Raw genomic sequence first — 22,950 nt, 5'->3', positions numbered from 1 at the left:
TCGGTTGTCGGCCTGCTCGTTCGACACCGCAGCCGGCCAGGGTGTGACGGTCACTTGACCAGGTAGATCGTTGCGAACAGGCCGATCCAGACCACGTCGACGAAGTGCCAGTAGTAGGACACGACGATCGCGCTCACCGCCTGCTCGTGGGTGAAGCGCCTGGCGATGTAGGTGCGTCCGAGGACGAAGAGGAAGGCGATCAGGCCGCCGGTCACGTGGATGCCGTGGAAGCCGGTGGTCAGGTAGAACATCGTGCCGTAGCCGTCGTGGGGGATGGTGACGCCCTCGTGGATCAGCTCGGCGTACTCGAGCGCCTGGCCGCCGATGAAGATGGCGCCCATGATGTAGGTGAGGATGAACCACTCGCGCAGGCCCCAGCCGCCGACGTTGAGCACCGATCCCTTGCGGCCCACCTGGCCCCGCTCGGCGGCGAACACGCCGAGCTGGCAGGTCACCGACGAGAGCACGAGGATCGTGGTGTTGGCGGCAGCGAACGGCACGTTGAGGAGGTCGGTGTTGGCCTCCCACATCTCCGGGCTGACCGAGCGGATCGTGAAGTACGACGCGAACAGCGCCGCGAAGAACATCAGCTCGCTGGAGAGCCAGATGATCGTTCCGACCGCCACCATGCTCGGTCGGTCGTGCTGGCCGTGCAGGCGGGAGGCCGGGAGGGATGCGGTTGCTGTGGTCGCCACGGGCCTCATTATGGCGGTTGCGCTCCGGCACGGCATCCCGACCCCCTGGAATGGGCAGCGTATCCGCGGCACCTACGCTCAGGGCAGGTAGAGGAGGTGCCTGGACGTGCGTCTGATGAGCGTCGTGGAGCCGCTCCCGGAGCTCTCCTGGGGCACCGCGGTGAGCGAGTGGTCGCTCGCGCCGCTGCCACTCGTGGTGACCGTGTGGTCCGTGGGGCTGTACGCGGTGGGCGTGCTCGCGCTCCGGCGTCGCGGCGACCGGTGGCCCGTGGGCCGGTCCCTCGCCTGGGGCGTCGGCATGCTGGCGTTCTACCTCGCGACGTCGTCCGGGCTGGCGGCGTACGACACTGTGCTGCTGAGCGCGCACATGGTCCAGCACATGGTGCTGTCGATGATCGTGCCGCTTTGCCTCGCCCTCGGCGCGCCGGTGACCCTGGCGCTGCGGACGCTGCCCGCGCGGCCCAGGGGCTGGCTGCTCGCCGTGCTCCACTCCAAGGTGGCGAAAGTCGCGTCGTTCCCGCCGCTCGCGTTCGGCCTCTACGTCCTCTCGCCGTGGGCGCTCTACTTCACCGGCTGGTACGACGCGTCGCTGACCTCGGTCTACGTGCACGAGATGATGCACGTCCACCTGGTGGCGGTCGGCGCGCTGTTCTTCTGGCCGATCGTCGGGGTCGACCCGCTGCCCGGCCGGGTGAGCCACCCGTTCCGGGTGCTGCTGACCGTGCTGACGCTGCCATTCCATGCGTTCCTCGGGGTGACGATCATGGGGCAGACCGCGCTGCTCGGCGGCGACCACTACCCGTCGCTGCACGACGGCCCGATGGGCTCGTGGCTCCCCGACCCCAGAGCCGACCAGGAGCTCGCGGGCGGGATCCTGTGGGGCGCCGGCGACCTGGTGGGGCTCGTCTTCTTCGTCATCCTCTTCGCGCAGTGGGTGCGCGCGTCGATGAAGGAGGCCGAGCGCGAGGACCGGCGTCTGGACCGGTTGGAGGCGCAGGCCCGAGCGGACGCGAAGGCGAACGAGTAGAGTCCGCGCCGTGAGTGAGACCAGGATGAATTCTCGCCCCCTCAAGGTGCTCGTCTACAGCGACGACGTCCACACCCGCGAGCAGGTCCTGCTGGCTCTGGGCCGCCGTCCGCACCCCGACCTGCCCGAGGTGACCTACGTCGAGGTGTCGACCGAGCCGGTCGTGATCCAGAACATGGACGCCGGTGAGATCGACCTCGCCGTCCTCGACGGCGAGGCGGTCCCGGCAGGCGGCATGGGCATCGCCAAGCAGCTCAAGGACGAGATCTTCAACTGCCCCCCGATCGTCGTGCTCACCGGCCGCCCGCAGGACGCGTGGCTGGCCACCTGGTCGCGTGCCGACGCCGCGGTCCCGCACCCGATCGACCCGATCAAGCTGGCCGAGACGGTCGTCGCCCTGCTGCGCTCGCGCGTCCCCGCCACCACTTCGTGACCGTGCCGACCTGGCCCGACGTCCTCGACACCCTCGTCGCGGGCTCGGACCTGTCGCCCGAGCAGGCCGCCTGGGCGATGGGGGAGATCCTCGCCGGCCAGGCGACCGAGGTGCAGATCGCTGGCTTCGCGGTCGCGCTGCGCGCGAAGGGCGAGACGATCGACGAGGTCGCCGGGCTGGTCGAGGCGATGTACGAGGTCGCCACGCCGATCGCGGTGCCCGGCCGCACGCTCGATGTCGTCGGCACCGGTGGTGACCGGTCGTTCTCGGTCAACGTCTCGACGATGTCGGCCATCGTCGCCGCGGGCGCGGGCGCGCGCGTGGTCAAGCACGGCAACCGCTCCGCCTCTTCGCAGGCCGGCACCGCCGACGTGCTCGAGAAGCTCGGCGTCCGGCTCGACCTGCCCGTCGCCCGCGTCGCTGCGGTGGCCGAGGAGGCCGGCATCACGTTCTGCTTTGCCGCCGCGTTCCACCCTGCACTGCGCCATGCGGCCGTCCCGCGCCGCGAGCTGGGCATCGGCACTACCTTCAACCTGCTCGGTCCGCTGGCCAACCCGGCCCGGCCCGCCGCCCAGGCCATCGGGTGCGCCTACCCCGGCAAGGCCGAGCTGATGGCGGGTGTCTTTGCGCGCCGGGGCGTCGACGCCTGGGTGTTCCGGGGCGACGACGGTCTCGACGAGCTCACGACGACCACCACCTCGGCGCTGTGGACCGTCCACGACGGCCAGGTCGCCGCGACGTCGATCGACCCGCTCGACTTCGGCATCGCCCGGGCCACCGCCGAGGAGCTCAGAGGCGGCGATGCGGCGTACAACGCCGACGTCGTACGGCGCCTGCTGGCCGGTGAGGCGGGGCCCGTCCGTGACGCCGTGCTACTGAACGCCGGCGCCGCGCTGGCCGTGCACGACGCGCCGGGCGACCCTGTCCCGGACGCGCTCGCCGCCGGCATCGCCAAGGCGGCCGACGCGATCGACTCCGGCGCCGCTCAGTCGGCGCTGGAGCGCTGGGTGGCCGCGGCCTCGGCCTGAGCGCGAGGACTCACGCCGCCTCGACGTCCAGCACGAACACGTTGCCCTCGGGGCGGAAGCCGATCTTGTCGTAGTAGGGATCGACGACGTCAGGCGAGGTCATCACGCGGCGGTAGCCGTGCTTCCGCAGGAGGTCGCTGCGACGCCAGACGAACTCACCGGGCGTGAAGTCGCGGTAGCGCGGCGTCACGTAGTCGAGGTGGACGTGCGCGACGTCAGCCTCGCGCTTGACGATGACCACGCCCACCGTCTCGTCGCCCCTGACGACGACGAACGCCTCCTCGCCCGACTGCGCGTGCCCGACGAACGTCGGCTGATGCTTGCGGATGTCGTCCGCGTGGGTGTCGAGCACGTGCCGGAGGTACTGGTCGTTGAGCCCGACCTCGATCACCTCGAAGACGTCGTCGTCGTGCCGCTGCCGGGTCAGCTGGGCGATGAACCACAGGTTGATCGCTGAGGTGACGACGTTGAGGGCGACCATCGGCCAGACGCCGAGAATCGCGTTGAACACGATCAGCACGATGCCCGCGACCAGGTTGAGCGTGCGGAATCGCAGGACCCGCTGCTGGAGGAGCGAGTAGACGAGCAGCGCGCTGCCGCCCCAGCCGAGGGCGTCGATCCAGTGCTCCGCCAGCCAGTCCACCCGCGACCTCAGTCGAGCCCGAGGGAGAACGCGGTCTCGAGGTCGTGGCGGGAGTACGCCCGGTAGGCGATGTGCGTCTCCGTGTCGACCACGCCCGGCACCTTGTTGAGCTGGTCGGCGACGACCGTGGCGATCTCCTCGTGGCGCTTGACGCGGATCAGGGCAACCAGGTCGATGCTGCCGGTCACCGAATAGACCTCGCTGACGCCGTCGAGGGCGGCGATCGCCTCGGCGACCTCGGGGATCCGGGCGGTCTCGGCCTGCACGAACACGATGGCGGTGATCATGGCGCCACTCTAGGACTCAACGGCGGACGGTCACCGTGGTCCATGGGGAGTTCGCGGCGTTGATCTGAGCCGTGCCCTGATAGGCGACCCGCAGGCGGTTCCGTCCGACGCTCGCGAGCCTCACCTTGACGGACTTCGTGCCGTTGCCGGTTGCCGGTAGCGAGACGGTCGTCAGCGTCTTCGTCTGTCCGCTGGGGAGCTTCGCCACGACGGCAACCTTGCCGGCCGGCGAGGGCATGCCGGGCACCGACACGGCGATTCCCACGATCAGAGGCGAGCGTCGCCGGACCGTCGTCGACGAGACGGACATGGCGACGGTCGAGGCCAGGCGCGGGACGGAGACGGCGGGGCTCGTCGCCACACCGGGGGCGTAGCCGTCCTCCGTCGCAGTGACCCTCACGGACACCGAACGGCCGGCGTCTGCCGCCTGCACTTGATACACGGCCTGCGTCGCGCCTGGGATCGGCACGCCGCCCCGCAGCCACTCGTAGGTGTACCTCGGCGTCTGCGGCCAGGTGCCCGGTGCCGCGTACAGCAGACTGCCGTAGGCGGCGATCCCGGTGATCACTGGACGCGACATCGGCTCGAGCTGTTCACCGGCGGCGCCGGTGATCGCGTTGCTCTCGACCGTGCTGCTCGCGTGGCCGGCCACGGCGTAGGTGACCGCGAGCCGGACCTGTTGGTCCACGTCTTCAGGTCGGACCCGGTAGGACCCGGTCGTCTCGCCGTGGATCATGGTCGTCCCGCGGTACCACTGGTAGGTCACCGTGCCGCCTGCGGGCGTCCATTCACCTGGGGTGGCGAGTGTGAGGTCGGTGCCGACCTTGCCCGTTCCCTCGATCCCGGGGAGGACCGTCGAAGTGGGTGCGTCGCCGGTTACACCCACGATCACGTTGCTCGTGGTCACTCCGTTCCCGTAGCCAGGGACTACCAGCGTCACCCGGAGGCTGATCGGCTTGCGGACGTCAGCGGCCGTGACCTGGTACGTCGTGCCAGTCGCGCCGACGATCGGGATGCCGTCGCGCAGCCATTGCCAGGTTTCCTGGCCCTCGTCGACGATCTCGGCCGGCTGCCAGTCGGGTCGCGTCGACGTGAGCACAGTCCCGACCTTGCCGGAGCCGTGGATGAGCGGTTGGATGCCGTCCCCGTCGTCGCCCGTGCCGTCGGCGTGCGGCTTGCCCCACACATGCACGCTGCACCACGGGGCCACGCCAGGATCCGCCATCGGCCTGTCGTTGGCGTCCAGCGCGATGGCCCGCCACTGCCAGGTGCCCTCGGCAAGGGCCTCCGTCGGGGCCCAGGCGGTGGCAACGGTCTTCGTCTCAGTGATCGTGCCAGCGGCACTCCGTTGCTGGAAGCGGTAGGCCGTCGGCTTCACCTGTGCGCCGGTTGCCGACCAGCTGAAGACGGCTCCGTTCGGCGGGACCTCGCGGGTGCCGGCGCAGCCGTCGGGCTGTGTCAGGGTCCCGTGGACGTCGAAGGCCCTCCAGCCAGCCGACCACGGACCACGGTGGCCCGAGGCGTCGATCCGGCGTACTCGCCATACGTAGTCGTCGGCTGCGATGCCCGGTCTCGTGGCGGCCAGAGGGGCGGGCAGAGTCAGCGTCGGCTGCCGGGTGACGAGCAGCTCGTTGCTCGGCACCCGGTTCGCGGTGTTCTCGGAGCGGTCGTCGTTGCGGTGAATCTCGATCTCGTACGACGCGGCGAACGGCATGGGCGCCCAGCTGAACCGCACGCCGTCTGATGTCCCCAGGTTCGCGGGCACGGCGTCCGAGCCGAGCTCAGGTGCGGGGGACCGCTTGACCATCGGCTGCGGCCGGCTCCAAGGGAGGAGGTTGCCGGTCCCGTCGATCGCGCGAACCTTCCACCAGAGCGGGCCGTCGACGTACGTCGTGTCGAAGGAGGTGAACTGTCGCTGGTCGACGTCGATGGTGTCGACGATCGTCGTGAACGCCTCGTCGGTCGCCACCACCACGCGGTAGGTACGCGCCTCGATCGTGGCGGCAGCGAGGGGAATGTCCGTGCCGGTGACATTGGCGGAGGCGTGGGACTCCTGATAGTCCCGCCAACAGAGGGTGACGTCGTCCCCGATGTCGGGCACCGGTCCCGTCCCGGAGGTGGTGGGGCAGGAGGTGGGGACGGGCTCGACGGTGCTGGGAGCCACCAGCACCGGGTTGCTCCGCTTCTGGAACCGGTGGCCGGCGTAGGCAAGCGGGTTGCAGTGGTTGCGGTCGGTGCACGGCTGCACGTGCCAGTGGTAGCCGTCCTCGTTCGTCTGGTCGTCGGGGAGCGCGACGTCAGGGCGGTAGATCGTCCCCTCGACCCAGGTTCGGCACTCGGAGGGACAACCGGTCGCGAGGGGGTTCAGCCTTGCGTTGTGGCTCAGGTAGACGTAGTAGCCACCCGCGTCGGGGACCGACGACCACCTAAGAACCGGTGTCTCCGGGATGACCGAGCACAGGGTGTCGGAGCATGTCCTTCCGTCCTCGCCATCGATGGCGTCGCCGCCCGACAGCGCGACGAGGTGTCCAGAGACCGGGTCCAGCGGGGTCACCGAGAAGGATCCCGGTGCCCCATTGACGCTCCCGCTGGAGGTGACGGCCTGGACGAACCATTCGTATTCCTGCTGGACCAGCCGCGTGGCGGTTTGGTCCTCGATCCGCGGCTGCACGGTCTCGGCGACCTTGGCCCACGTCGTGTCGCCCTTCTTGCGCGCCCACAAGGAGTACGTCGGTGGCGTGGTCCTGCCGTCGGGCGCAACTGGAACGGGCAGCGGCTCCCACGACAGGGTCGGGAAGCGATGGCCCGAGGGCGTCGGTCGGGCGTCCGGGGTCGCCGCAGTGCCTCCGCCGGTCTCGGTGACGGTGAAGGTCGGCTGGCTGGTCGGGATCAGGCCGTTGCCCTTGGCTCCGCTGCTGGCGATGGGGACGACCTGCCAGCGGTAAGTGACCGGTGTGTCGACGTCCGGGATCAGGTTGGTCCGCGGCGTGTAGGAGGTCGCCGAGGTAGCGTCCGTCGCCACGGAGGCACCAGTGTCGGTCCGCCAGATCGACACCTCGTAGCTCGAGGCACCGGCGACCGCGTCCCAGGACAGGGTGGGCACGGGACCGGTGAAGCCGTCGGCGGGGGCGAGGCCGGACGCCTCGGTGGTCCAGGTCTCGTAGGTGAACTGGTGGACCCTGGCGCCGATCAGGTCGGTAACGGGGTCGGACGTGACGCTCGTGCCGTCGATGCCCTGGACGCGCCACCACCAAGTCTGACCGGGCGTGGGCCAGCACTGGCTGAGGTCGCGCGTCTTCGGGATGTAGGTCGTGTGGACCGTGTGGCAGCTGTAGATCTCTTGCGGGTTGGTCCAGGTCGGGTCGCTCGACAGCTGCAGGCGGTAGCGACTGGCGAGACGAGCGGGCTTCCACTGGAAGTAGAACGGAGCCGTCGAGGTGACCCGCTCCTCGTCCGCCGGGTGCACGGGTTCCGGCTGCTCGCTCCAACGACGCGTCACGACGAAGGGGCGCTCTGGCCACGCGGACTTGACGCCATAGGTGTCCACCGCGCGGACGCGCCAGTAGTACTGCCGGTCGTCCAGTGTCGTGGGTGGCGCGTAGCGGGTCCCGGTGATCCCCGTCACGGTCGTGGGTGTGACCGTCGGCTCGCCGTACTCGTCCTTGTCGGTATAGATCTGCAGCTCGTAGGTGACAGCGCCGCCGACGGGCTCCCAGTCCAGCACGAGGTCCTCGACCGCCGGGTTCACCGCGTTCGGCATGCCGGTCGTGACCGTCGCAGGACCCGCGGCGAGGAAAGTCCGGGTCTCGCTCCAGTCCGTGAAGACTCCCGTGCCCAAGCGGGCGCGCACCTTCCACTGGTGGACACCCGCCGCCGTAGGAGCGAAGAGGTGCGACGTGCCCTTCGGCTTGATCAGGGTGAACCGGCCGTCGACGTCGACGGCCGCCCCGACCCGCAGCTCGTACTCGATCGCGCCGGCGACGGATTCCCACTGCAGCGTGGGCAGCTTGTCTGGCTGCTGGACCCTGTCCCCATTCGCTGGCGCCGTGAGCGCCGGAGCACCCACGGGCACGTGCTCGAACCTGGCAACGGCACTCCATTCGCCGACCCCGGACGCGTCCCGGGCCCGGACCCGCCAGTAGAGCGTCCCGGCCGGGAGGGCTGCCGTCGGCACATGCGTGACGTTCGTCGTCATCTGGGAGAGCAGGGTCGTGGTGAAAGTGTCCGAGGTCGACAGCTGGACGTCGTAGGACGTCGCACCGGCAAGCCGCTCCCACCTCAGGTGGGGCGTGTCGGCGATCGACTCCCCGGCCGACGGGCCGACCACGACCGGACTGACGGGCACGGCGCGTGCAGGGGGCACCGGACCGAACCCGGCAGTCAGGAGGGTTCCGACGAGCGCCGCGGCGACGATGGTCGCCAGCGTCGTGACGGCCCGAGTGAACCCGATGTCCCTGTGCACGTGTCCCCGCTCCCTCGGCGGGCGCTCCCTACGCCGCCGCCGGGGACGCTACGTACTGGGGCGACGAGCGTCAGCGTTTGAGGGGCCAAATGACCCGATCGGGCTATGCAGACCAGCCGTTCGGGGGAACGCCTCAGCCGAACCGCGCGACCTCGCGGCCGGCGCCGGCCACCGGGCAGGTCCACTCGCCGTCGATGTCGATGAGGCGGACGCCGGGACGCTCGAGCCACCGCAGGATGCGCTCGGACTCCTCGGCGGTCGCCGCGGGGAGTGGCCCGATCGCCGGCAGCACCGTCTCGGCGCCGGCGCGCAGCTGGTCGACGTAGGCAAGGGCGTCGGCGCCGGCCGGGATCACGCCCGCCGCGGCCAGTCGCCCGTAGCGGACGACGTGGACGGTCCAACGCCCGTCGTCCTCGCGCAACGCGGCGACGACCTCGGGACAGCGGGTGAGCGAGGTGAGCCGTTGTGAGCGCGCCGCCGCACGCACGAACGAAGCGAGCCGGTCGCGGTGGACGCCGGCCTCCTCGAACCGCTCGCTCTCAGCAAGGGCGGCCATCTTGGCGTTGACGAGCTCGACGACGTCGTCGGGATCACGCAGCAGCGCGTCGCGGAGCTGGCGCACGACCGCCGCGTAGGTGTCGGCATCGGTGGTGCCGTCGCAGGGGGAGAGGCAGCGCCCCATCTCGGCGAGCACGCACGCCGAGCGCGACGGTTGCTTGCCGAACCGGTCGTTGCACTGCCGGATGGGGAACACCTCGTGGAGAGCGGCCAGGCAGCTCTCCGCCGCCGAGCGTGACGAGAACGGCCCGAGGTAGTCGGCGTCGTCGTCGAGGACCCGCTTGACCAGGGACAACCTCGGCCACGGCTCGCGGGTGAGCTTCAGGAAGGTGACCTTCTCGGGGTACTTCGAGCGGCGGTTGTAGGCCGGCTTGTGCTCGGCGATCAGCCGGAGCTCCCGCACCTCGGCCTCGAGCGCGGTCGAGCACTCGATGCCGGTGACGGAGGTCGCGATCCGCACCATCTCGCCGATGCGGGAGCGGGTCTCGGAGGCCGTGAAGTAGGAACGGACGCGCCGACGAAGGTCGCGGGAGGTGCCGACGTAGAGGACGCGAGACCCCTCGTCGCAGAACAGGTAGACGCCCGGGGCGTGGGGGAGCCGGTCGGCGAGGTGACGCTTGCGGCGCTGGGCGGCGTGGACCTTCGCGGAGTAGGTCTGGAGCTCCTCCAACGTGTGCACGCCGAGGCCGCCGAGCCGCTCGATCATCCCGTGCAGCACGTCGACCGTCGCTCGCGCGTCGGCGAGCGCCCGGTGGTTGGGCGTTGTGCCTGCCCGGAATACGCGCGCAAGCGACTCGAGCTTGTGGTTGGGCGACTCGTCACGGGTGACGACGCGGCGGGCGATCTTGACCGTGTCGAGCACCTCGAAGTCGGGCCAGGGGATGCCCTGGCGATCGGCGAAGTGGCGCAGGAACCCGACGTCGAAACGCGCGTTGTGGGCGACCAGCACCGAGCCCGCCGCGAACTCGAGGAAGGCCGGGAGCGCCGACTCGATGGCCGGAGCCTCGGCGACCATGCCGTTGGTGATGCCCGTCAGCACCGCGATGAACGGCGGGATCGATGTGTGCGGGTTGACCAGGGTCTGGAACTCGCCGAGGACCTCGCCACCACGGACCTTCACGGCGCCGATCTCGGTGATCATGTCGCCGCCGCCGGGCGAGCCGCCGGTGGTCTCCAGGTCGACCACGCAGAACGTCACGTCGCGGAGCGGGCGGCCGATCTCGTCGAAGCTCCGCTGCTCCTCCCAGGTCGCCGGCGCGGTGGTCATGGTCGTGACGCTAGGTCGGGCCCCCGACACAATTGCGACGGCACGCCGCCCCTAGAATCCGCACGTGGCTCCACTCCCTGACGCGACCCAGCGCTGGCGTTGCGCCGGCTGCGGCAACCTGACCCGGTTCGACGTCACCCGCAGCCGTCGTACGACGGAGTATTGGCACTTCGACCTCGCCGGCGAGCACCAGGTCGAGCAGACCGACGTGCTCGGGGAGAGCGTCGAGTCGGTCAAGTGCCGCTGGTGCGGCCGCGACGACGCGATCGAACTGGTGGCCCGGACCGACGCCTGACCTTTCTGTCGGTCCCCCTCGTCACTCTCGTCCCATGACGACGAGCATCGACTGCGACACCTGCGTGGTGCGCGGCCTGGCGTGCCACGACTGCGTGGTCACCGTGCTGCTGGGACCGCCTCCGGAGCTGACCATCGACGACGACGAGCTGCGCGCCCTCGACGTGCTGGCCGGAGAGGGGCTCGTCCCGCCGCTCCGACTGGTCCGGCCGGTCGACGGGCCGACGGTCGAGTCTGCGTGACTCCTGGGGCTGGTGTGACCGGAGACTCAGGACTTTGGGCCCGAACACGCCAGGGAGGGTTTGGTGGCCCCCGGCAACGGGACTAGTGTGCTCCCTCAGGTGTCCGTGGAAGTGGGTCGACCGGCCCGCGCGGACGCCGCGCTGAGTCCGGGACCGCCCGCGGTCCCGGAGCCGGGGAACCACTCTTCCTGGGGTGAATCCCGTGCAAGGCGCACCTCCCCGTCACCAGGTGGGGTCGTGCGAGGAGCACGGGTAGGGCAAATGTCGTGCCCGAACCCGTCAGCTCACCCGGTAGGCGTACGACACCACGAGGGGACCGCCAGCACGTGCTGAAGAACGGCCGTACACCCATCACGACCGCTCTCGCCGGAATCGTCGCTACCGCGACCGCAGGGTTGATGCTCAGCATCCCCGGGTCCGCGCAGGCCGAGCCCGACATCGATGCCGTCCGCGACCGTGTCGACCGCCTCTACCACGAGGCAGAGCAGGCCTCCGAGCGCTACAACGACGCCAAGCTGGAGCTCGCGGAGCTCACCGACGAGCTCGAGTCGCTGGAGTCCGACGAGGCCCGGCAGGGTGACCGGCTGGCCAGCGTGCGCTCCGACGTCCGCGACGCCGTCCTCCAGACCTACCAGGGCAACGACCTCGGTGCCGCCGGTGACCTGCTCGGCGCCGACTCCGGCGCGTTCATGAACGAGCTCACGACCATGTCGACGGTCAACGACCTCCAGGACGCGCTGCTCGCCGACTACAACGACGAGCTCAAGGCCTACACGATCCGGCGCGAGGAGACCGAGCGGCGCCGCGACCAGATCGCGGACCTCGAGGAGCAGCTCGCGGAGGAGAAGAAGGAGATCGACGCCAAGGCCGCCGAGGCCGAGGCCCTCCTCGACGAGCTCGAGGCCGAGGAGCGGGAGGCGCTCCTGTCGCGCGACGACGGTCGACTCCCGTCCGACGTGCCGGCGTCGGGCCGCGCCAAGGCCGCGATCGAGTACGCGATGGCGCAGCGGGGTGACTCCTACGTGTGGGGCGCCGCCGGTCCCGACGCGTTCGACTGCTCGGGTCTGACGATGATGGCGTGGGCGCAGGCCGGCGTCTCGCTCCCGCACTCGTCCAGCGCGCAGTACGGCTATGGCACCCACGTCGCGGAGAGCGACCTCCAGCCGGGCGACCTGGTCTTCTACTACAGCCCGATCAGCCACGTCGGCATGTACATCGGCAGCGGCCTCATCGTGCACGCGGCCAACCCGGGCGTCGGCGTCGTCGTCAGCCCCCTTCACTACATGCCCTACGTCGGGGCCACGCGCCCTGGCTGATCGTCCGCGGACGCTAGCGGTCGTCCTCGCCCTCGTCGCAGCCGTCTTCTCGGCGTGCGACGGGGGCGAGCCGTACGTCGCTCCGACGTCGGCCCCGAGCTCGGAGTCCGTCCGGCCGGTCGCCGCGACCGACACGCTGGCCGTCCTCGAACGGGCCATCCGTCGCGGTGACGCCGATTCGGCGGAGGCGCTCGCGGCCGATCCCACCGCGGCTGGCTCGCTCGGCGTCCTCGCGGACAACGCCGAGCGGCTCCGCATCGGTGGGCTGGGTCTCACCTATCTCGGCGAGACCGGCGAGGTGGTCGATGGCGGCTGGGTGGCGCGGGTGCAGGTCACCTGGCGCTATCGAGGGTTTGACGCGTCGGTCGGTCGCGCGGAGGTCGCGGTCACGTTCGGAGAGGGCGGTGCCACCGTCGACGGCGTCGCGCCGTACGGCAGCACCATGCCGCTGTGGCTGACCGGCCCGATCGCGGTCCGCCGTGACGCGGACTCGCTCGTCGTCACGACGGGCCGCCGCCAGCCGCTCGACCGGTACGGCCGACAGGCCGCGGAGGCGGTGGACACCGTCCGCGAGGTGCTCGACCGCCCGGTGCGACTCGTCGTCGAGGTGCCGGCGTCGGTCGATCAGCTCAACGGCGCTGTCGGCGCGGAGCCGGGGACCTACGACGCCATCGCCGCCGTGACGGCCGGGCTGGACGGCACCTTCGCTCCGGAAACGCCGGTGCACGTCTTCCTCAACCCCGCGGTCTTCGGGGGGCTGGAGGCGGTAGCAGCTCAGATCGTGATGACGCACGAGGCCGTGCACGTCGTCACCGAGGCACCCCTGGCCCAGAGCGCGGAGCTGTGGCTGCTCGAGGGCTTCGCGGACTATGTCGCGCTTCGCGACACCGACCTCCCGCTGTCCCGGACTGCGGCCCAGATCGTCGAGCGCGTACGTCGCCAGGGTGTGCCTGAAACCCTCCCGCTCCGCACCGAGTTCGACACCCGCGCCTCGCACCTCGGCGCTGTCTACGAATCGGCTTGGCTGATCTGCGTCGTCCTCGCCGAGAGGGGCGGCGAAGGAGCGCTGGTCGACTTCTACGATGCAGTGGTGCAGGGCGCGCTCCTGGAGGATGAGCTCGAGCGGATCTTCGGCTGGTCCGTCGCCGATCTGACCCGGGCGTGGCAGGCGCGCCTGGCCGACGTCGCAGGGGTGCCCACCGGTGGTTGAGGCGCCCGAGCGCACGCGGCCGGGGCTGGGGAGCTCCGGCGTGATCGGCCTCGGCACCGCCATGGTCGGCGCCGCCGGCTTCCTCCTCGTCGCGGTCTGGTTCGTCCCGTGGGAACCGGTTGCCGGAGGCGCGCCGGACCCGGTCTCCGCGAGGTCCGTGTTCACCGCGGCGCAGATCGAGCGAGCCGAGGAGTTCTCGTCCGCGGCACGGTTCTGGAGCTGGAGCTCGCTAGCGGTATCGCTGCTCGTCGCGTGCTGGCTCGGGTTCGGCAGGCGAGGACGCGCGTTGGCTGACCGTACCCGCGGACCTCAGTGGCTCCGTGTCGTGACCGTCGTTGCGCTTCTCGCGCTGATCGGCAGACTCGCGACGCTGCCGTTCGCGATCGGCTATCGGCGACTCGCGCTGGACGCCGGTTTGAGCACGTCGTCGTGGGGCGCGTGGGCACTCGACCTGGTCAAGGGCGAGCTAGTCGCGATCGTCTCGACGTCGATCGCGCTGGCCGTGCTGCTGACCTGCGTCCGGCGCTGGCAGCGGTCGTGGCCGGCGATCGCGGGTGCGCTGCTGGCGGGGTTCGTCGTGATCGGGTCGTTCGTCTACCCGGTGCTGGTCGAGCCGCTGTTCAACACCTTCACCCCGCTCGACGACGGGCGGTTGCGTGACCAGATCGTCGCTGTTGCGGAGCGGGAGGGCGTCGAGATCGACGATGTGCTCGTCGCCGACGCCTCGCGCCGGACGACGACACTCAATGCCTATGTGTCCGGCTTCGGCGGTACCAAGCGAGTGGTGCTCTACGACAACCTGGTCGCGGACGACGTGCCGCAGGGCGAGGTCGTTTCGGTGGTTGCCCACGAGCTCGCCCACGCGAAGCACGACGACGTCGTGCTGGGGACGGCGCTGGGGGCGCTGGGCGCGCTATGCGCGGGAGGCCTGTTGGGGGTGGTCACTGACTTGGTGCGGAGACGCGGGCGCCCCGACATGGGAGATGTCGGGGCGGTGCCGATGGTGCTCGCTCTCGCGGCGCTGGCGACCGTGCTGGTCGCGCCGGTTCAGAACGGGATCAGCCGGCAGATCGAGACCCGGGCCGACGTCACGGCCTTGCGGTCGACGGACGCCCCCCAGCCGTTCGTCGAGCTGCAGCGTCGTCTCGCTATCCGCTCCCTAGCCGACCCCACGCCGCCAGCGTTGTCGCAGTGGTGGTTCGGCTCGCACCCGACCGTGTTGCACCGCGTCGCGACAGCAGAAGCGGTGCTGGGGCCGTTGCCGTGAACGGTGCTCAGCTCTCTGCGCTGAGACGTCGAGGGCCGGAGGTTGGTCAACCTCCGGCCCTCGATTCGTTCGTAGCGCGAGATCAGTCGGCGGGCGCAGCCGGCGGGTTGTCGACGGCGGTCGACGTGTCGCGGAAGGCGTCAGAGATGGAGTCGCCGAGAAGGACGACCGTGGCGATGATGACGGCGGCGATCAGCGCGACCAAGAGGCCGTACTCGACGGCGGTGGCGCCTCGCTCCTCGTCCTTGTTGAACTTCGCGTCGAGCAGGATGCTCAGGTACTGGATCATCGGGTGCTCCCTCGTTTGATTCTGTCCCCGGGGTGTTGCCCCCGATATCCAGAACTTTGCATGACGAGGCCCCGGTGACGGATCGGGAGTTCGACCCGACCGTCGTAGTCACTTGGGACTAATCGCCGTCGTCACCGGGCGGGAGGTTGCACGATCGACAGCAGCCCGATCCGCATTGCGGTAACCAGCGCCTGCGCGCGGTTGGCAGCCCCGAGCTTTTGGTAGATGCGTGCGATGTGCGACTTCGTCGTCGACTCCGACAAGTAGAGCTTGGCACCGATCGCGGCGGCGTTGAGGCCCTCGGCGAGCAGCAGGAGCACGTCGTGCTCCCGTTCGGTGAGGGCCGTGGATTCGCCCGATTGTCGCCGCATCATCGCGCCGACGAGACCGGCGCAGACGAAGGCCTTGGGGGAGACCGCAGCGTGGCGTGCGGTCTTGATGACCTCGGTCGAGGGTGCATCCTTGCCCACGAAGCCCGACGCACCCGCCTGCATGGCGGCGAAGATCTGTTCGTCACCGGCATGCATCGTGAGCACGACCAGACCGACCTTGTCGTCCTGCTTGCGGACGGTGCGGACGACGTCGAGACCCGTGCCGTCCTGCATCTGGAGGTCGGTGATGACGACGTCGGGACGCAACTCCTGGTAGCGAGCGATTCCCTCTTCGACCGATGCAGCCGTGCCGACGATCTGAAGGTCGTCCTCGAGGTCGATGACTGCACCCAGCCCGTCGCGGATCAGCTCGTGGTCGTCGATCAGGAGGACGGTCAGGGGGCTGTCGGTCATCGAGACTCCTCGATCTTCGGGGCGGCGGAGGGGGCCGGGCCGCCTTGGACACGGGGCGAACGGAGCGCGACCGAGACGGTCAGGCCCCGGCTGGCATTGTCGCGCACGACGAGGTCGGCACCGATCATCCGCGCCCGCTCGCTCATGATCTTGAGCCCGTGAGAGTCGTCCCGCGCGTGCTGCAGGCCGACGCCGTCGTCGCTGACGGTGATGCGGGCCTCGGGAGGGTAGACCTGGCACCGAACGTCGATCGACGTCGCGCGGGAGTGCTTGACGGCGTTGTTGAGAGCCTCCTGGGTGATCCGGAACAGCTCCGCTTCGACCTCGGGTCGGAGACGCTGGGGTTGCTCGTCCAAGCGGACCCTGATCGGGATGCCAGAGGCCTCCGACTGGTGCCGCGCGATCGCTGAGATCGCCGCACCCAGGCTCTCGTTCTCGCCGATGCTGGTGCGCAGGTTCATCACTGAGCGACGCACCTCGGCGACGATCTTGGACACCCGGTCGCGCAGCATGCTGAGCGCCTTGGCCTGTTTGTCGTCGGCGGGACGGGCGGCGATCGCGTCGATCAGGTACCCGAGCGAGGCGATGTCCTGGGCGACCCCGTCGTGCATCTCCCGCGCGAGCCGCTGCCGCTCGTCGGCGGTCGCGGTGTCACGGAACTGGGTGAAGAGCAGCGCGGCGTCGAGCTTGACGGCGTCTGCCGTGACGCGCTTGGTGAGGCCTTGCAGGTCGGGGACCGTCGTACCGTCGGCGGGCAACAGTCCGGCGATGATCGCTTGGTCACTGGCGAGGAACGCGAAGCCCTGGCCGACCTGGAGCGCCTGCTCTCTCGCCCGGGCGTCTCCGGCGAGCGTCGCGCACGCAGCCGCGTCGCCTGCGGACAGCTCGACGGTGGATGCGACCGGTGTCAGCGTGTCGCCGCGCGGCACGTAGAGGACGAGCCCCCGGTTGGGCACCTGGTCGCTGATCTCGCTCAGCATCGCTCCACCGAGCGCAGACACGTCCAGTCCCGAGCTGAGGCTGCCGGACAGGTCGAGCAATTGCTTGAGCAGGTGCTGAGCCTCGCGGTAGGGCTCGAGCGGGTCGCCGATCCGGTCACCGGAGAAGGTCACGCCGGCGATCAGGCTCAGTCCCACGCCCGCCATCACCCAGATGAAGATCGACACACCCTCCTCGCCCGACAGCACCTGGTGCCACATCACCGCGAGCGAGACCACCGCGATGAACTCGATGACCACGGCGCGGACCATCAGGCGATAACCCTGGACCGCTGTTGCGTAAAGGGGTGGCACGACGAGCGCGGCGAGCAGCGCCGGCTCCCTGATGCCGACGCCGCACACGATTCCGATCGCCGCCGCCTCGGTCGCCGGTGACAAGGAGAGCTCGAGCTCCCGCCTGATGGCGGTCGCGCTCTGGTAGACCCAGATGCCGCCGACGACGGCGAGCCCGATCAGCGTGCCCGACTCCCGGTACCAGAGACTCGGTGCACCGATAGCGACCAGGGCGAACAGCCGCGCGAAGCCGACGACGGCGTAGATCTGGCTGTTGGGCATCGAGCCTCTTCGGTCGCTACTAACTGCCGGTGAAGGCGTCGATCGCGCTGAGCACCGCTGGCCCCATCACCACCACAAAGAGGCAGGGGAGGATGAAGAGGATCAGCGGGATCATGATCTTGACCGGCACCTGCTGGGCTTTCTCCTCAGCGTACTGCCTCCGCTTGAGCCGCATCTCGTTCGACTGCACGCGCAACACCTCGCCGATGGAGATGCCGAAGGCGTCCGCCTGCACCATCGCGCCGACGAAGGTGTGCACGTCCTCGACGTTGGTGCGGTCGCTCATTCCGCGCAACGCGTCGGCGCGACCCTTGCCGAGCTGCATCTCCCGGAGGACTCGAGCGAATTCCTCCGCGAGGGGGCCGTTGGTGTTGCGGGCGACCTGTTGGACCGCCGCATCGAAGCCGAGGCCGGCTTCCACGCTGATCGTGAGAAGGTCGACGGCGTCCGCGAGCGACTTGCGGATCTGGTCGGCGCGCTTCGCGGCGCACTGGTAAAGGTAAAGGTCGGGCGCGAAGAACCCGATCGCGACCCCTGCGAGTGCCAATAGGAGCTCCGAGCGCAGCGATAGCCCGAGCAGGAGGCCGTACGTCATGAAGACCGCAGGCAGGGCGACTCCGGCGATGACCTTGAGCGCGACCACGCGGTCCACAGACCAATCTCGTGGGTTGCCCGCGAGGTCGAGCCGATGCCGGATCCGCTCGGCCTTGTCGGCGCCCGTGATGCGCCGGCCGAAGGCGAGGGCCTTGCGCTGCAAGGGCTCGACGATCCGTTCGCCGAAGGGAGGGTCCGCCTGTTCGGTGAGATCCCGGCCGGCGCCGGTGCCCTGCCGCTCCAACGCGGCAAGTGCGCGAGCGACGCCCGTCGGTGCCTCGTCCTTGGTGAGCGCGGCGCCGAGAGCTGCAAGGGCCGCGAGCAGCAGCACGAAGGCCAGGATGAGCAGCATCAGAGTTCCACCTTCACCATTCGGAACATCGTGAACGTACCGATAGCCATCCACACAACGCCGAAGCCGCTTATCGCCCAGCCGCGCGGATCGTTGACGAGCGGGTCGAGGAAGTCACGGTTGGTCAGGAAGAGGTAAAGCAGGAACACGACGGGCAATGCGCAAAGGATGTAGGCCGACAAGCGTCCTTCGGCCGAGAGGGCACGCACGTGACGGCGGAGGAACTGCCGCTCCCGCATGGTCCCGGCGACCGTCTTGAGCAGCTCCGCGAGATTGCCGCCGACCTGGCGCTGGATCCGGATGGCCATCACGGCCCAGGCGAAGTCCTTGCTCTGGAATCGCTCCGCAACCCCCTCGAACGCGTCCTCGACCGGAACCCCGATGCGGGCCTCGACGAGGACCCGCTTGAACTCGGAGGCGATCGGCTCAGGGCCCTCGTTGACGACGGTGTCGACGGCCTGGTTGAGCGACAGGCCCGCGCTGAGCGCGCCAGCGAGCAGTTGGAGCACCTCCGGCAACGCATCGTCGAACGCCTTCCTGCGACGACTCACCTTCAAGCTCAGATAGAGCGGGGGAGCGACGAGGCCCAGCAGGACGAAGACCAGGCCGACGATGAGGTTCCCCATGCCCACAAGGAGGCCAAGGAGCACCGCGACGATCACGACACCTGCATGCACGAGCAGCCACTCCGAGGGCTTGAACTCGCTGCCCGCGGCTCCCAGGCGCCGCATCAGCCGGTTGTTGAGTCCGCTGTGGCGTTCGAGCAGGCCCTGAGCCGCGGCCTTCGCCTGGTCGAGGACCGGATCCGCGGCTGCCGCTTCGGGCGCGGACTCGGAGGAGGGCCGACGCGTCGCGGTGCTGTAGGCGGCGACCCGGTCGGCGATGCTCAGCGGCCGGGGCTTACCCGGCACCAGCAGGAACGCGAACATGAAAAGACCGAGGCCGAGCACTCCGATGCCGACGTAGAGCGCCCAGGAGGGGACCTCGATGCCTGTCGGGGTGGTGGTCTCTGGCACGGTCAGCGTCTCGTCGGCGGGAGTCGATGACGCGGCGATCGTCGCGAACGCGGAGGCGACCAGGTCGCCTCCGGCGGTCGGCAGGGTGACCTCGATCGTCGCCTCGGTCGCAGCGAAGCCGTCCGGCAGCGGCGCGGTGACCAGCACCTGGCTCGCGAGCACGTCTGCCTCGGCGGCGAAGGTCTCGGCCAACGCGTCGCCGGAGGCCGTGATGACCTCGCCGTCGCCGGCGTCGGTCATCTGCGCGAGCACGTCCAGCGCGTCGCCGCGCTGACCCATCGAGACCACGTCGACCAGCACGTCGGCGTCGGCGATCGCGGCCGTGACGTCGTCCACGGTGGTGTCGGCGCCGGTGTCGGCGCCGTCGGACAGCACGAGGACGGACCGCTGGCCGTCGCTGCCCGCGGCGTCGACCGCAGCGATCACGCCGTCGAAGAGGAGCGTGTCCTTGCTCAGCTCGAGATCATCGATGACCGTGGTCGCGGCCGCTCGGTCGGTGGTGGGCGCGAGCGCCTCGGTGACGTCGCTGTCGAACGTGACGATGCCGACGGCGACATCGGCCGGGACGGCGTCGAGGTACGTCGCCGCCGCCTCCTTCGCCGCCTCGAAGCGGCCGGCCTTGCGCATGGAGGAGCTGGTGTCGATCGCGAGCACGGCAGTCCGCTGGACGACCGCACCGGTGCCGGCGTGCTCTGCGGTGGCCTCGAGGGCGTCGCCGTCGAGCGTGGCGGTGACGCCGCGCATCTTCACGTCGGCGCCCGGCGGCAGGCTGACGAGGACGTTGAGCCCGTCGCCGGTGCTCTCGACGTGGGCGACCGACGCCTCGTCGGCCGCGTGGGCGGGAGAGGCGAGGAGCAGAGCCGCGAGCAGGCCGAGGAGCGCGACCATCAGTGGTTTCGAGGTTCCTCGCTGCGCTCGTCGCACCTCAACCACCGAGACGGCGCGCACGTCAGCCACCGACCCGGAAGATCGTCGGGTCGATCCGGACGTTCTGGTCGGAGAGCTTCTCCAGGAACTTCGGGCGCAGGCCCGTCGACACCAGGCGGCCCAGCACCCGGCCGGCCTCGTCGAAGCCGGGGCTGTTGTCGAACACGAAGATGTCCTGGAGGGTGATGATCTCGCCCTCCATCCGCTCGACCTCGGTGATGTGGGTGATCCGGCGCGAGCCGTCCTTGAAACGGGTCTGGTGCACGATCAGGTCCACCGCGGAGGCGACCTGCTCCCGGATCGCCCGCACCGGCAGCTCCATGCCGGCCATCAGCACCATCGTCTCCATCCGGGAGAGCGTGTCGCGCGGGCCGTTGGAGTGCAGGGTGCAGATCGAGCCGTCGTGACCGGTGTTCATCGCCTGCAGCATGTCGAGCGCGGAGGCGTCGCGGACCTCGCCGACGACGATGCGGTCGGGCCGCATGCGCAGGCTGTTGCGGACCAGGTCGCGGATGGTCACCGCCCCCTTGCCCTCGATGTTGGACGGGCGCGACTCGAGGCGCACGACGTGCTCCTGCTTGAGCTGGAGCTCAGCGGCGTCCTCGATCGTGACGATGCGCTCGTCGGTCGGGATGAACGACGACAGCACGTTGAGCGTCGTCGTCTTGCCGGCGCCGGTGCCGCCCGAGACGATGATGTTGAGGCGGCCGCGCACGCAGGCGTCGAGGAAGTCCGCGGTGGCGGGGGAGAGCGACCCGAAGCTGATCAGGTCCTGCACCGTCAGCGGGTCGGTCGAGAATTTCCGGATGGTGAGCGCGGCGCCGTCGATGGCGAGCGGCGGGATGATCGCGTTGACGCGGCTCCCGTCGGGGAGGCGAGCGTCCACCATCGGGCTGGCCTCGTCGACGCGGCGGCCGATGCGCGACACGATCTTGTCGATCGTGCGGCGCAGGTGGGCCTCGTCCGCGAAGTGGGCGTCGGCCTTCATCAGCCGGCCGCTCTTCTCCAGCCACACGTCGTTGTGGCCGTTGACCATGACCTCGGAGACCTCCGGGTCGCGGAGGAACGGGTCGATGGGCCCGTAGCCGAGGATGTCGTCGCTGATCTCGGTCGTGACGCGGAGCCGGTCGGCGTTGCTGAGCGGCGCCTCCTGGGCGCCGAGCACCTCGGACAGGACGGTGCGGACCTTCTGCTCCAGCTCGGCCTGGTCCATGTCGGCGTCGTACAGGTGCGGGCCGAGCTGCTTGAGCAGCTCGTCGTGGACGCTCGCCTTGAGGTCGTCGATGCGGTCCTCCTGGGAGGCCATCATCCGGCGCTGCGGGGTCATCTCGGCACCGCTGGCCGCGGCACGCGATGCCAACGGACCCGGCTTCGGCGCGGGCGGTACGGCGTCCGCGGTCATCGGAGCGGCCGGAGACTCCTCGGCGCGCCCGACGTGGTCTGCCGCCGGCTCACCGGCGTGCTTGCCTGCGACCGCCGCCTCCCGGCGTGCGGCGGCCAACCGCTCGGCGAGGCTGGACATCAGGACCTCCCTCGCCGGAAGAGCCCGCGCCGTCCCGGCTCGGAGGCGGTCGGGACGGTGCCGGCGGGCGGGGCCACCGGCTCACCGGTCACCGAGGACGCCAGGCTGTAGAACGCCATGCTCGCCGGGTGACCCGGCTTGGCGACCACGATCGGGGTGCCGGTGTTCGTCGAGGCCGCGACGTCCATCGCGCTCGCGACCCGCGACGAGACCGGCATCCCCAGGATGCTCTCGACCTTCTCGATGCTGATGCCGATCTCGGGGTCGGCCCGGTTGAGGAAGAGGTGCCGGTGACCGCGGGCGATGTTGAGCACGTCCATCGTCTCGAGGGCGACCTTGACGTTCTTCAGCGTCGGCACGTCGAGGGTCGCCACGACGACGCACTCGTCGGTCTCGTCGAGCGCGGTCAGCGTGGCGTCGTCGAACGACGGCGAGGTGTCGACGACCACGTAGTCGAAGCCGTCGCGCAGCGCGCGCAGGATGCGCGAGATCAGCAGGGGCGTGACCCGCTCGCGGACGTCGGGGTGCGCCGGGGCGGCGAGGACCATGAGGGCGTCCTCGTGCCGGGTCAGCAGCCCCTCGATCATCGACAGGTCGACGGAGTCCTCCGAGCCGACGGCCTGCTCGATCGAGTGGGTCGGGAAGAGCTGCATGGTGATCGCGACGTCTCCGAACGCGAGGTCGAGGTCGACCAGGCAGACCTTGCGTGCGCCCTTGTCGCTCAGAGCGAGCGCGAGGTTGACCGAAGACGTCGTCTTGCCGACGCCGCCCTTGGGCGAGAAGACGGTGACGATCCGACCCTGCTGGCGGGCGCCGGCGGGACCGCGCAGCGCCTCGTGCAGCTGGTGAGCGCGCTCGACGGCCTGGGTCAGGCCCTTCTCGTCCTCGCTCGCCACGACGTCGCGGACGCCGGCGTGCATCGCCCGGGTCAGCATGTCGGTGTCGAACTGGTCGCGGACGAGCACGACGCTCACGGTCGGCCGGTTGACCCGCAGGTCCTCGGCCGTGGACAGCGCCACCTCGAACGGCACGGACGGGCCGAGGGCGGCGACGTACTCGTCGGGGTGCTGGTCGAGCCAGGCGTGCATGCGGTCGGTGGTGGCAACCGCGTGCGAGCCGGCGGGCATCGCCCGCTGCAGCGCGGCGACGGCGGGTGCGGCTGCCTCTACGAGGACGGGCATGT

Annotated in this window: 20 protein-coding genes and 1 riboswitch; of the genes, 8 read left to right on the top strand and 12 right to left on the bottom strand. The window is 70.0% G+C overall.

Annotated elements, in window-relative coordinates; translation table 11 throughout:
- Positions 1-50: 50 nt before the first annotated feature.
- The gene (gene ctaE / locus HNR19_RS13375) at positions 51-704 is read right to left on the bottom strand and encodes an aa3-type cytochrome oxidase subunit III (protein ID WP_179668376.1); all 654 of its coding nucleotides are present in this window, start codon (positions 702-704) and stop codon (positions 51-53) included.
- A gap of 106 nt (positions 705-810) precedes the next feature.
- On the opposite strand from ctaE, the gene HNR19_RS13370 reads away from it, so the two are divergent.
- Genes HNR19_RS13370 through trpD form a run of 3 tightly spaced genes read left to right on the top strand, consistent with a single transcriptional unit; the run spans position 811 to position 3,183 of the window.
- Positions 811-1,722, top strand: a complete 912-nt coding sequence (locus HNR19_RS13370; RefSeq protein ID WP_179668375.1) for a cytochrome c oxidase assembly protein — start codon at positions 811-813, stop codon at positions 1,720-1,722.
- Between the two features lie 25 nt (positions 1,723-1,747).
- A complete protein-coding gene (locus HNR19_RS13365) occupies positions 1,748-2,155 on the top strand; it encodes an Rv3143 family two-component system response regulator (protein WP_179670256.1) in 408 nt (135 codons plus the stop codon).
- Positions 2,156-2,157: 2 nt separating this feature from the next.
- Positions 2,158-3,183, top strand: a complete 1,026-nt coding sequence (trpD, locus tag HNR19_RS13360; RefSeq protein WP_179670255.1) for an anthranilate phosphoribosyltransferase — start codon at positions 2,158-2,160, stop codon at positions 3,181-3,183.
- 10 nt (positions 3,184-3,193) lie between these two features.
- Here the strand turns inward: trpD and HNR19_RS13355 are convergent, their stop codons facing one another.
- The 4 genes from HNR19_RS13355 to HNR19_RS13340 all read right to left on the bottom strand — a co-directional run bounded on the left by HNR19_RS13355 (position 3,194) and on the right by HNR19_RS13340 (position 10,400).
- Positions 3,194-3,826 (bottom strand): YgjV family protein, encoded by a 633-nt coding sequence (locus tag HNR19_RS13355; RefSeq protein ID WP_179668374.1) that lies wholly within the window; start codon positions 3,824-3,826, stop codon positions 3,194-3,196.
- An 8-nt stretch (positions 3,827-3,834) separates the two neighbouring features.
- Positions 3,835-4,113 carry an Lrp/AsnC family transcriptional regulator gene (locus HNR19_RS13350; RefSeq protein ID WP_179668373.1) on the bottom strand — a complete coding sequence of 93 codons (279 nt, stop codon included), beginning with the start codon at positions 4,111-4,113 and terminating at the stop codon, positions 3,835-3,837.
- Between the two features lie 16 nt (positions 4,114-4,129).
- A complete protein-coding gene (locus HNR19_RS13345) occupies positions 4,130-8,575 on the bottom strand; it encodes a hypothetical protein (protein WP_179668372.1) in 4,446 nt (1,481 codons plus the stop codon).
- Positions 8,576-8,708: 133 nt separating this feature from the next.
- A complete protein-coding gene (locus HNR19_RS13340; RefSeq protein WP_179668371.1) occupies positions 8,709-10,400 on the bottom strand; it encodes a DEDD exonuclease domain-containing protein in 1,692 nt (563 codons plus the stop codon).
- A gap of 64 nt (positions 10,401-10,464) precedes the next feature.
- On the opposite strand from HNR19_RS13340, the gene HNR19_RS13335 reads away from it, so the two are divergent.
- The 5 genes from HNR19_RS13335 (at position 10,465) to HNR19_RS13315 (ending at position 14,729) form a co-directional block, all read left to right on the top strand.
- A complete protein-coding gene (locus HNR19_RS13335; protein WP_179668370.1) occupies positions 10,465-10,695 on the top strand; it encodes a hypothetical protein in 231 nt (76 codons plus the stop codon).
- A 34-nt stretch (positions 10,696-10,729) separates the two neighbouring features.
- The gene (locus HNR19_RS13330; RefSeq protein WP_179668369.1) at positions 10,730-10,936 is read left to right on the top strand and encodes a hypothetical protein; all 207 of its coding nucleotides are present in this window, start codon (positions 10,730-10,732) and stop codon (positions 10,934-10,936) included.
- 139 nt (positions 10,937-11,075) lie between these two features.
- Positions 11,076-11,236: riboswitch (cyclic di-AMP (ydaO/yuaA leader) on the top strand.
- Between the two features lie 98 nt (positions 11,237-11,334).
- Complete coding sequence (locus HNR19_RS13325; protein WP_179668368.1) at positions 11,335-12,252, top strand: C40 family peptidase; 918 nt, start codon at positions 11,335-11,337, stop codon at positions 12,250-12,252.
- Positions 12,253-12,550: 298 nt separating this feature from the next.
- Positions 12,551-13,462 (top strand): hypothetical protein, encoded by a 912-nt coding sequence (locus HNR19_RS13320; RefSeq protein WP_179668367.1) that lies wholly within the window; start codon positions 12,551-12,553, stop codon positions 13,460-13,462.
- Between the two features lie 61 nt (positions 13,463-13,523).
- Positions 13,524-14,729 carry a M48 family metallopeptidase gene (locus tag HNR19_RS13315; RefSeq protein WP_179670254.1) on the top strand — a complete coding sequence of 402 codons (1,206 nt, stop codon included), beginning with the start codon at positions 13,524-13,526 and terminating at the stop codon, positions 14,727-14,729.
- A gap of 82 nt (positions 14,730-14,811) precedes the next feature.
- On the opposite strand, the gene HNR19_RS13310 is transcribed toward HNR19_RS13315, so the two are convergent.
- The 7 genes from HNR19_RS13310 to HNR19_RS13280 form a co-directional block, all read right to left on the bottom strand.
- Positions 14,812-15,018, bottom strand: a complete 207-nt coding sequence (locus tag HNR19_RS13310; RefSeq protein ID WP_179668366.1) for a Flp family type IVb pilin — start codon at positions 15,016-15,018, stop codon at positions 14,812-14,814.
- A 131-nt stretch (positions 15,019-15,149) separates the two neighbouring features.
- Positions 15,150-15,803, bottom strand: a complete 654-nt coding sequence (locus HNR19_RS13305; RefSeq protein ID WP_179668365.1) for a response regulator — start codon at positions 15,801-15,803, stop codon at positions 15,150-15,152.
- Positions 15,800-17,356, bottom strand: a complete 1,557-nt coding sequence (locus HNR19_RS13300) for a sensor histidine kinase (RefSeq protein WP_179668364.1) — start codon at positions 17,354-17,356, stop codon at positions 15,800-15,802. The genes HNR19_RS13305 and HNR19_RS13300 overlap by 4 nt, the downstream gene beginning before the upstream one ends.
- A gap of 19 nt (positions 17,357-17,375) precedes the next feature.
- Entirely contained in the window at positions 17,376-18,302 is a 927-nt protein-coding gene (locus HNR19_RS13295; protein WP_179668363.1) for a type II secretion system F family protein, read from the bottom strand.
- Positions 18,302-20,275 (bottom strand): type II secretion system F family protein, encoded by a 1,974-nt coding sequence (locus HNR19_RS13290; protein WP_179668362.1) that lies wholly within the window; start codon positions 20,273-20,275, stop codon positions 18,302-18,304. Before HNR19_RS13290 ends, HNR19_RS13295 begins: the two co-directional genes overlap by 1 nt.
- Entirely contained in the window at positions 20,268-21,767 is a 1,500-nt protein-coding gene (locus HNR19_RS13285; RefSeq protein WP_179668361.1) for a TadA family conjugal transfer-associated ATPase, read from the bottom strand. The genes HNR19_RS13290 and HNR19_RS13285 overlap by 8 nt, the downstream gene beginning before the upstream one ends.
- Positions 21,767-22,948, bottom strand: coding sequence for a CpaE/TadZ family protein (locus tag HNR19_RS13280; protein ID WP_179668360.1), 1,182 nt, complete (start codon positions 22,946-22,948; stop codon positions 21,767-21,769). Before HNR19_RS13280 ends, HNR19_RS13285 begins: the two co-directional genes overlap by 1 nt.
- Positions 22,949-22,950: the final 2 nt, after the last annotated feature.

It is taken from the genome of Nocardioides thalensis, from assembly GCF_013410655.1.
In the GTDB taxonomy this organism is placed as follows: Bacteria; Actinomycetota; Actinomycetes; order Propionibacteriales; family Nocardioidaceae; genus Nocardioides; species Nocardioides thalensis.
The sequence above is the reverse complement of the archived record's forward strand: the minus strand, read 5'-3'. Positions and strand labels throughout refer to the sequence as shown.